This window comes from Cellulosimicrobium composti (assembly GCF_009711085.1).
GTDB classification, from domain to species: Bacteria; Actinomycetota; Actinomycetes; order Actinomycetales; family Cellulomonadaceae; genus Cellulosimicrobium; species Cellulosimicrobium composti.
On the sequence record NZ_WMKA01000022.1, the window covers coordinates 49,856 to 60,112 of the forward strand.

Sequence of the window (10,257 nt, forward strand, 5' to 3'; positions counted from 1 at the left end):
GGGCGCGGCACGCTCGGGGCGTGACACACGAGGACGGCACGACGGGGCCGGCGCGCGGCGCCCGGGCGCGCGCGGCGGCGAGGTGGGCGCGCGACGCGGTCTCCGCGGCGCAGCGGCGATGGGTGCGCCACCCGCGGTGGTCGCTCGCGGTCAAGGGCGCGGTCGCCGCGGCGCTCGCCTGGTTCGTGGGTGTCCTGGCGCCCGAGCCCTTCTCCGACTACCCCTACTACGCGCCGCTGGGCGCCGTCGTCGCCACGACGAGCACGCTCGCGCGGTCCGTGCGCGAGTCGGTCCAGGCCATCCTCGCGATCCTCGTGGGTGCAGCGATCGCGCGGGTCGTCGACCTCGCGCTGTACCCGAGCGCGGCGTCCGTGGCGCTCGTCGTCGGTCTCGCGCTGCTGTGCGCGGGGTGGCGCCGGTTCGGCGAGATGGGGACGTGGGCCGTGACGTCGGCCCTGTTCGTGCTCATCATCGGCAACGCGGCGAAGGTCGAGTTCGTGGGGGCGTACGCCGGGCTCGTCGTCGCGGGGGCCGCGATCGGCGTCGGGATCAACCTGCTCGTCCCGCCGCTCCCGCTCACGCCGACCGAGGAGGCGCTCGACGGGCTGCGCGACACGCTCGTCGACCAGGTCGAGGCGCTCGCGGACGGGCTCGACGGCGAGCGGCCCCCGTCGGCGGAGGAGTGGGAGGAGCGGCGCCGCGAGGTCGAGCCCACCCTGGCGCGGGCGCGCGACGCCGTCTCCCGCACGCGCGAGGCCGCGCGCGCGAACATCCGCCTGCGCCGGCACCGTGACTGGGCCGCCTCGCAGGTCCGCCGCGCGCGCGAGCTCGAGGGGTCGGCGGACGTCGTCGAGTCGCTCGTCCGGCTGCTGGTCGAGTGGGAGCGCGAGGACCGGGACGACCTCGCGCTCGGCGCACGCCTGCGCCCGATCGCGTCCCGCGCGCTGGGCTCCTTCGCCGTCGCGCTGGGCTCGGTGGGCACCGAGCCCGCGGACGCGGGCGCGCTGCACGACCTTGACGAGCGCGCGGAGGAGCTGCGCGAGGCCGTGCGCGCCGCCCGGCGCGAGCGCGACGAGGACTACTTCGTCGCGGGGGCCGTGGTGCTCGCCCTGCGGCGCGGGGCCGCGGCGCTCGCGCCCCCTCCCGCCTGACGGGCGGGCGCGGCCCCGGGCGCGCGCGAACCGCCCCGGTCCCGCCGGCTGGTCGGACTCAGCCGGTGGCGGGACCGGAGCGGTCCACGCGGTCAGGCGCGCGTGCTCACCGTGGCGTCACCCGCAGGCGTGCGCCGCGTGCTCGACGACGACCTCGCTCGACACCTCCTCGCCGTCCACGACCGCGGTCGCCGTGACCGAGACCGAGCCCGCCTCGAGCGCCGTCGCCCGGGTCGCGAACGACTGGTAGGCGGACGCGCCGGGCTGGACGTCGGCGACCGTGCGCGACCCGAACGCGGTCGTGAGGGTCACGTCGGCCGGGACGTCGGACGCGTTCGTCGCCGCGACCGCGAGGTACGCCGTGCCGGCGAGGCAGCGCGGCGCGACGGCGACGTCGAGCGCGACGCCCGCCGGCTCCTCGGCCGGCGTGACCACGAGGTCGCGCAGGCTCCCGGTGTTGTCGAACGAGCCGAAGCCCACCCGGCCCTCGCCGAACGTCGTGTCGTTCGCCGTGAGGAGCGGCGTGTCGAGGCCGTCGACGTAGACGGCGACGTCGCCGCTGTCCGCGCACCGCACGACGCGCACGTCGTGCCACTCCTCGTCGGTGACCGCGGGCGGGGCTCCGACCGCGCCGTCCCACTGGTCGTCGATCCGCTCCCGGTCCTTCCCGTCGACCTTGAAGATGCCGTTGTGGGCGTAGATCGTGTTGTCCTGCGACAGGTGCGCGTAGTAGTACTGCGTGTCCGACTGCCAGCCGAACACCACGATCACGTCCCGGTTGTTCACGGACGCCGGGGCGTCGAGCCTCACCTCGGCGTCGAGCGCGAACGAGCCGAGCTCCGGGCCCTCGGTGAGGACGGCGTACTCGAACGGGCGGCGGATGCCGTCGCCCGGGTCGGTGCCGGCCTCCGCGAGCACGATCCGGTCGCCCGGGAACTGCCACTTGGAGGGCGTGCGCGGCGCCCAGTGCTCGGCGCCCATCACGTCCGTGATCGGCTCGCCCGCGGGCGCGCACGACGGCGGCGCGGGCGGCTCGACCGGCTCGGCCCCGAACAGCGCGTACTGCGCGGCGATCTGCTCCGGGGTCGGGACGACGTCGAGGAACATGAGGTCGTCCATGCGCCCGTGGAACGGGTTCGCCTCGCGCGCGTCCTGCGGGAAGCTGCCGCCGATCTTGATGCCCCGCGGGTCGGTGGGGGAGGTGGCCCCGGCGCCCCAGGGGTTCGAGGCGGTGTACCGGCCCTCGAGCTCCTCGCCGTTCATGTAGAGCTTCATCTCGCCCCCGGCGAAGTCGAACGTCGCGGCGAGGTGGACCCAGCGGTTGCGCTCGAGGATCTGGTCCCACGGCATGTCGGCCGCGAACGTCCACGAGCCGCCGCCGTCGACGCGGCGCCCGAGGGCCACGAGCTTGAGCTCGTCCCCGACCGTGATGACCTCCAGGAGCGCCCGCACCGCGTGGCCGTCGGAGTCGCCGGTCAGCACGCCGGCGAGGCCGATCGCGTTGTACCGGTCGTCAGGGTCGGCCGAGCCCGAGTTGAGCGCCGGGTGCTCGCCCGTGGGCTTGAACCAGCCCATGACCGAGATCTCGTCGGCGTCCGCGAAGGCCCCGAGCGAGTCGACGCCCTCGGGGTCGTAGACGCCCGCCTTCCAGTCGTCGTTCGACGACGCGCCCGGGCTCATCTGCTGCGTCTGCAGCGCCTCGCCCGCGCCCGGGTAGGCGCGGTCCGCGACGCGCATCTCGACACCGCCGTTGACGAGCTGGACGTCCGTGCCCGACCAGCCCTGGTCCGCCTCCCACGTCGGCGCGCCCTGGACCGGGTGGTCGAAGTCGTAGTGCGCGACGAGGTTGCCGGCGAGCTCCGGCAGCGCGACGGGCGAGCTCGCGGTCACGCGGCGTGCGCCGGTGACCTTCCAGATCTTCCCGTTCGCCTTGGCGACGAGGTACAGCTCGCCGTCGGCGTCGGAGCCGAACCGCAGGTCGACCCGCTGGTCGCCCACGAGCTCCTGGAACGTGGTCTCCTGCCCGTCGGCGAACACGCGCAGGTGCTCGATCTCCGCGAGGTCGTCGAGGTCGCCGTCGCTGCGGACCATCTCGTCCTGCTCGGTCGCCAGGACCCAGCCGCGCACGAGGTCGGTGAAGAGGTAGCGCCCGCGCAGCTCGGGGATGTCGCCGCGGTAGACGAACCCGCCGTTGAGCGCGACGCCCGCGTCGCCGGTCTGGCCGGGGTCGCGGTTGTGGTCGTACGCGGCCACGGGGTAGGTGAAGCCGTTCCCGGCGTCGTCCGCCGGCAGGGGGAAGATCTGCCGGTTGTCCGCGAGGAACGGTCCCTCGCGCACGGACCAGCCGAAGTTGTCGCCCGGCTCGACGGCGTACACCGACTCGACCTGCCACTCGCCGATGTGACCCAGGTACATCGTGTGGTCGCCCTCGGGGTCCCAGCTGATGCGGTGCGGGTCGCGCATCCCGACGGCGTAGATCTCGGGCAGCGCGCCCGGCGTGCCGAGGAACGGGTTGTCCGCGGGGATCCCGTACCGCCCGTTGGCGCTGTCGTCGCCGAGCGGGTCGATGCGGAAGATCTTGCCCTGCGGGGTCGCGAGGTTCTGCGGGTTGCCGTTGCCGACGCCGTTGCCGCCGTCGCCCACGAGGACGTACAGGTTGCCGTAGTCGGCGTCGCCCTCGGAGACGGTGGGGTTGAACGCGATCTGCTGCACGGTGTGCACGCGGCCCGCGAACGGCACGCGCAGGACCTCGCGGCTCGTGCCGGAGAAGACCTCGGCCGACGGGTCGGTCGCCTTCCACTCGGTGACGACGCTGTGGAACTGCGTGTTGCCGTACGCCGGGTAGTCCGGGGTGTCCTCCGTGAGCGCGGTGCCGCCCTCGGTGTGCACCGTGTAGAACAGCCCGTTCTCCGCGAAGTCGGGGTGGAACTCGGCCGAGCCGAGGCCCGTGCCCAGCCCGGCGCTGTTGTGGAAGTTGTCGAGGAACTGCTCGCGCACGTCCAGGTACGGCACGTACGCGCCCGTGTCCTTGTCGACCGTGTACAGCACCGCGTTGTTGTCGGGCACCATGAGGCGACCCGAGCCGTCGGGGATCTCGTCGAGGTGCGTGATGCGGTTGTGGCGCACGAGGCGCTGGTCCTGCGTCGCCGGGGTCGTCTCGGACTCCGGGAGCTGCGCGAGCTCGGTCACCTCGATCCCGAGCGTCGAGGGGGTCGGGTCGGGCAGCGGGTTGAGCAGCGGCTGGGTCGGCGTCGTGCCGCCCGCCGCGCAGTCCGCGGGGTTGCCCGTCGGGATCGCGAGGTTCTGCCCGGCCGTGTCGACGGCGACGTCGTCGAGCATGAGGCGGCCGGCGCTGCTGGCGCCGTTGATCCAGAAGAAGCGGTCGAGCGCGCCCGAGACGCTCTGCCGGAAGCCGAACTGCTCCTCCGTCCCCTCGGGCAGCCGGGTGATCTCCTCGTACGGGCCGCCCTGGCTGTACACGCTGACCGTGTCCGTCGCGTTGTCCGCGACGATCCACACGCACTGCCACGTGTCGCGCGACCACACGCCCGCGGGCTTGAACGCGCCACCGTCGCGCACGAGCATGACGTCGTCGTTCTGGTTGTTGACGTAGGCGCGGCTGTGCGCGTAGTCGGACGGCGCGTCGTTGTCCGTGATCCCGAAGGACGTGTCGACGCTGCCGGTGCGCATGAAGCGGAAGAACACGGTCCCGGTGGTCCCGTCGGCGATGCCCGGCACCGCGCGGTGGGCGCGCTGCGTGCCGCCGACCATCTCGAGGACCTGGTTGTTGCCGTTGAGCGGGTCGGCGATGACCCGTGCCGCCGAGGACGCGGACCAGCCGTCCTGCCCGTCCAGGGCGGTGCGCTCGTAGGCCTCGAAGCTCAGGATCTCGGTGAACTCGTCCTCGGCCGTCTCGGCGGCTGCTGGTGGCACGAGCAGCGTGCCTCCCAGGACGGCCGAGAGGGCGACGGCGAGCGCCGTCCTCCCTCGTCGGCTCGTATGCGTAGACGTCATCGTCTGCTCCACTTCGTCGGATGTGCTGGCACGACGCTGTTCAGCGCTGTCATGTCCTGCGACCCGGGGCGACGGTGTGCCTGCCGGGTCCTCCTGCACGCCGCCCGTGCCCCGCGGCCGCGTCGTTGCGGCGAGGTCGGTACGGGTCGCGCGCGCGGTCGGTGGCGGCCCCGCGCCGCCGCGTCCTGCTGTCCCGTCCCTGATCGAGCTGCACGTCCGTGTGCGCGACCCTCGCAGCGTAGGGAAGGCGCTTTCCGAGTGTCAAGGAACAGGGCCGGGCACAGCCCGGCCGGTGGTTCTCAGGAGGCGTCGGCGGCGTCGAGCGCGGCGACGACGGCCTCGACGGGGATGCGGCCGCCCGCCACGAGGGACCCGCCGCCGCGGCGCAGGGCGGCGGCGAACGGGGCCGCCCACGTGTTCTCGTACACGAGCACGCCGGCCGCCGCTCCGGGGGCGAGCGCCGCGCCGGCCTCCTCGAGGTCGTCGTCGCCGAGGATCCCGGAGGACGCGCCCTCGAAGACCGTCAGGTCGAACCCGCCCGTCGCGTCCAGGTTGCGCAGGTCCGCGGCGGACACCTCCCCGCTCGCGCTCTTGCGCACGAACGCGAGGTCGAGCACGCGGATGATCCCGCGATCGACGAGGTCGAGGAGGAGGGGCAGCGCCTCGCCGTCGAGACGGTTCTCGGGAAACTCGACCACGATGTAGTCGATCGGGCCCATCTCGTCGGTGTCGCGGTCCATCGGTCCCTCTCCTGTCGGCGTGGCCGGGAGCCGGGCGCCCGGCGGGGCGTCGGCGTCTCCACCGTGCCCGGAGGCGGACGGCGCGTCCTCACCCGCGAGGGGTGAGCGGGCCACCACCGCCGCGAGGAGCGCCGCGAGGTCCTCCTCGTCGACCCGGCGCGCGGTGCGCGCCCCGGGGTGCACGCGCTCCACGCCGTCGAGCATCCGCTGGGCGAGCGCACCGACACGGCCCCGCACCACGACGTCGACGTCCGTGCGGTGCCCGGGGCCCCCGGTGCGCAGCTCGACCAGCTCGAGGCCGAGCGAGGCGAGGCGCTGCAGGAGCCCGTACAGCGCGGCCTGGTCGCGCACCGTCGCCTCGAGCTGCGTGCACTCGACCGCGCTCCGCGCACCGAGCTCGGCGAGCTCGGCCACCGGGAGCGACACCGAGCCCAGGACGGTCACCTCGACGACCGTCGTGCGGTCCACGCGCCCCTCCGCCTCGCCCACGCCACCAGCGTGCGCGCAGGTCACGCGGCACGGATCACCCGGGGCGGGTGCCGCGAGCGACTACCCCCGGCGGGTGAGCACGAGCGCCCGGGCGGCCACCACAGTGGGAGCGTGGCGACGAGCGCCGCCGGAGACGAGGGGTGCCCGATGGACGGTTTCTGGGACTGGTTCTGGCTCATGGTGTGGTGGTTCCTCTTCATCGCGTACCTCGTCGTGCTGTTCCAGATCGTCGCCGACCTGTTCCGCGACAAGGCGCTGAGCGGCTGGTGGAAGGCGCTGTGGATCGTCGCCCTGATCGTCCTGCCGTACCTCGCGGCGCTCGTCTACGTCATCGCGCGCGGACGCGGCATGGCGGAGCGCCACGCCGAGGAGGACCGCGCGCGCCGGCAGGTCATGGACGACTACGTGCGTGCCACGGCCGGCAGCGGGCGCTCGCCGGCGAGCGAGATCGCCGACGCGAAGGCGCTGCTGGACTCGGGCACGATCGACGCCGACGAGTTCGCCCGGCTCAAGGCGCGGGCGCTCGCCTGAGCCGCGATGACCGACGAGACCGGACCCGCGCCCGCCGACGTCGCCGCGCGGCTCGCCGCGCTCGAGCGCGAGAACGCGGAGCTGCGCCGCCGCCTCGAGGCGGTCGCGGGGGACGGGTCCGCGGGGGCCGGGCGCCCGGCCGCCGGCACGACGCCGGCCGTGCGGCGCCCGCACCGGAGGCTGCGGGCGGTGGCGTGCGCGGTGCTCGTCACGCTCGGCGCGCTCCTCGCGCCGCTGGGCGCCGTCTCCGCCTGGGCGCAGCGCGAGCTCACCGACACCGAGCGCTGGGTCGCGACCGTCGGGCCGCTCGCCGCCGACCCCGTCGTGCAGTCCGCGGTCGCGGGGCGCCTCACCGACGTCGTGATGTCGCGCGTCGACGTGGGCGCCCTCGTCGACGACCTGGTCGCCGGGCTCGAGGAGCGCGACGTCCCGCCGCGCGCCACGCGCGCGGTCGCCGCGCTCGAGGCGCCGCTCACCTCGGGCGTCGAGTCCCTCGTGCACGAGACCGCGACGCGCCTCGTGGAGAGCGACGCGTTCGAGGGCGCGTGGCTCCAGGCGAACCGGGTCGCGCACGAGCAGCTCGTCGCCGTGATGCGCGGCGAGGACGGCGACGTCCTCCAGGTCGGCGACGACGGGACGCTGTCGATCCAGCTGTCGGGCCTCATCGACCTGCTCAAGGAGCGCCTCGTCGAGCGCGGGCTCGACGTCGCGGCCCGCATCCCGTCGGTCGACGCGACGTTCACCGTCGCGCAGTCCGCGCAGCTCGTCGTGCTGCAGAACCGCTACGCCCAGGTCGTGACCCTGACGGCGTGGCTCCCGTGGCTCGCGCTCGCTCTGCTCGCGGCCGGCGTGCTCGTCGCGAACGACCGCCCGCGCGCGCTCGTCGTGGCGGGCCTGGCGCTGACGGCGGCGATGCTCACGCTGGGGATCGGGCTCGCCGTGGCGCGCGGGCTGTACCTCGGCGCGCTCTCGGACCGCGTGCTGCGGCTCGACGCGGCCGAGGTGGTGTTCGACCAGGCCGTCGGCTACCTGCGGCTCACGCTGCGGACCGTGGGCGTCCTCGGACTCGTCGTCGCGCTCGCGGCCTACCTCGGCGGGCGCAGCGAGTCCGCGCAGAGCCTGCGCGCCGGCCTGTCCGGGCTCGGCGCCCGCGGCCGGCGCTGGGCCGAGGGGCGCGGCGTCACGTCCGGGCCCCTCGGCGACTGGCTCGGGCGGCACAAGGCCTTCGTGCGCGTCGTCGTCGTGGCGGTCGCCGCGCTCGTCGTCCTCCTCGCCGGGACGCCGACCCCGGGCCTCGTCGTGGGCACCGCGCTCGTCACGGGTCTGGTCCTCGTCGTCGTGGAGCTCGTCGCGCGGCCTCCCGTGGAGGGCCGGACCTGAGCACCGACGCCCTGCGCTCCGCGAGGCCCGGGCGTAGCCTGCCCCCATGGCGTCGGTCGAGCCGCGTGCCGAGCCGGAGGGCGCCGTCGGCGCGACGGACGCCTCCGAACCGACGCGCGCCCGGACCACCGTCCCCGACGTCCCGCCGTCCACGGTCCCGCGCCCCGCGGTCGAGCGGCTCGTGGGCGCCGCCCGGACGCGGCGGCTCACGCTCGTCTCCGCCGGTCCCGGATGGGGCAAGACCACCGTCACGGCGCGATGGGCGCGCGGTGGCGCAGGCGTCCGCGTCGCGTGGCTGACGCTCGAGCCGTTCGACGACAAGCCCGCCGCGTTCTGGTCGGACGTCCTCGCCGCGCTGCGCGCCGCGGACGCCGTGCCTCCGGGCCACCCGCTCGAGTCGCTCGTCGTGCCGCCGCGTCTGACCCCGGCCCTCCTGCGGCGGATCCTCGGCGCGATCGAGCTGTTGCCCGAGCCCGTCGTGCTCGTGCTCGACGACTTCCACCACGCGGCGTGCGCGGCCGTCGCGGAGACGGTGGACGACCTGCTGCGCTACCCCCTGCCGCTGCACCTCGTGGTGCTCACGCGCGTCGACCCGCTCCTGCGGCTCCAGACGCTTCGCGCACGCGGCGAGGTGGCCGAGGTCGGCGCGGCCGACCTCGCGTTCGGCGCCGCGGACGTCGTGGCGCTGGCTCTCGCCTCGGGCCGGGGGCTCGACCCCCACGGCGTGGACCGCGTGCTCGACGAGACGGGCGGCTGGGCCGTCGGGGTCCGCCTGCGCGTCGAGGCGGACGACGCCGCGAGCCGTGCGCGCGCGGACCGCTCGGCCGCGGAGTTCCTCCTCGCGGAGGTCCTCGACCGCCAGGAGCCCGCGACGCGGCGCTTCCTGCTGCGGACGAGCGTCACGTCGGCGGTGTGCCCCGACCTCGCGGCCGACCTCGCCCCGGGGGCCCCGGCGGGACGCCTGCTGCCCGGTCTCGCGGCAGCAGACGGGTTCGTCACGACCGCGGGCGAGGGCCGCACCTGGTACCGGTACCACCCCCTCCTGCGCGAGATGCTCGTGAGCGAGCTCCGCGTCGAGGACCCCGTGGGCCTGCGCGACGCGCACCGCGCCGCGGCCCGGTGGTTCGCCCGCGAGGGCGAGTCGCTGCGCGCGCTCGAGCACGCGGTCGCCGCGCAGGACTGGGGGCTGGTCGGCACGGTCTTCGTCGAGGGCGCGGCCGCGCAGCTCGCGGGGCCGCACCGCGAGAGCGTGGCCGAGGCGCTGCGCCGCGTGCCGTACGCGGACCTCCTGCCGGACGCCGGCCTGGCCCTGTGCGCGGCGTCGCTCGCCTACGCCGAGGAGCGGTTCGACGCGGCCCGGCGGCACGCCGCGCTCGCGCGCGAGCTGCTCGACCCCGTGCGCGAGCCCGCCGCGGCGGTCCTCCTGGAGCTGCTCGACGCGTCGACCGCGCGCGCGACGGGCGACGTGCGCGGGCTCGCGACGGCCGCGGGCGCCGCGCTGGCCGTCGCGGAGGCCGCGCCCTACCCGTTCCCGGCGCTCGACACCTACCGCGGGCTCGCCGCGGCGCAGCGCGCCGCGGGCCTGGCCTGGTGCTCGGTCGGCCCGGAGCGGTCGGGCACGCTCCTGGCGGGCGCACCCGGGCCGTCCTCGACCCGCGCGTGGCGGGCCCCCCAGCTGTTCGCCCTCGGGGCCCGCGCGGCGGCGGCGCTGCTCGCCGTCGCCGAGGGCCGTCTCGACGACGGCGACGCGACCGCGCGTGCCGTCCTCGCGGAGGCCGAGCCCCGCGGGTGGGACGGGTACGCGCACGTCCGCACCGCGCACGCGGCCCGCGCGTGGGTGCGCTACCTCCGCGCGGACGACGAGGGCCTCGACCGCGCCCTCGCGCACGCGCTCGCCGCCGACGCCGGGGGTCGCGAGCCGGCGTCGGGCGCGGCGGTCCGCCTGCTCCAGG

Annotated in this window: 5 protein-coding genes and 1 pseudogene; 4 read left to right on the plus strand and 2 right to left on the minus strand. The window is 75.7% G+C overall.

The window, feature by feature from the left end:
- Positions 1-20 precede the first annotated feature (20 nt).
- Positions 21-1,151, plus strand: a complete 1,131-nt coding sequence (locus GJV82_RS10905; protein WP_155099234.1) for an FUSC family protein — start codon at positions 21-23, stop codon at positions 1,149-1,151.
- A gap of 117 nt (positions 1,152-1,268) precedes the next feature.
- Here GJV82_RS10905 and GJV82_RS10910 read toward each other — a convergent pair whose 3' ends face one another.
- A complete protein-coding gene (locus tag GJV82_RS10910; protein WP_225873281.1) occupies positions 1,269-5,165 on the minus strand; it encodes a PQQ-dependent sugar dehydrogenase in 3,897 nt (1,298 codons plus the stop codon).
- A gap of 299 nt (positions 5,166-5,464) precedes the next feature.
- Positions 5,465-6,394 carry a DUF6325 family protein gene (locus GJV82_RS20765; RefSeq protein ID WP_318657522.1) on the minus strand — a complete coding sequence of 310 codons (930 nt, stop codon included), beginning with the start codon at positions 6,392-6,394 and terminating at the stop codon, positions 5,465-5,467.
- Between the two features lie 147 nt (positions 6,395-6,541).
- On the opposite strand from GJV82_RS20765, the gene GJV82_RS10920 reads away from it, so the two are divergent.
- From GJV82_RS10920 to GJV82_RS10930, 3 genes and pseudogenes are all read left to right on the plus strand, one after another.
- Positions 6,542-6,925 (plus strand): SHOCT domain-containing protein, encoded by a 384-nt coding sequence (locus tag GJV82_RS10920; RefSeq protein ID WP_155099235.1) that lies wholly within the window; start codon positions 6,542-6,544, stop codon positions 6,923-6,925.
- 6 nt (positions 6,926-6,931) lie between these two features.
- A complete protein-coding gene (locus GJV82_RS10925; protein ID WP_155099236.1) occupies positions 6,932-8,305 on the plus strand; it encodes a hypothetical protein in 1,374 nt (457 codons plus the stop codon).
- Between the two features lie 46 nt (positions 8,306-8,351).
- A pseudogene (locus GJV82_RS10930) lies at positions 8,352-10,257 on the plus strand (hypothetical protein); the annotation flags it as partial.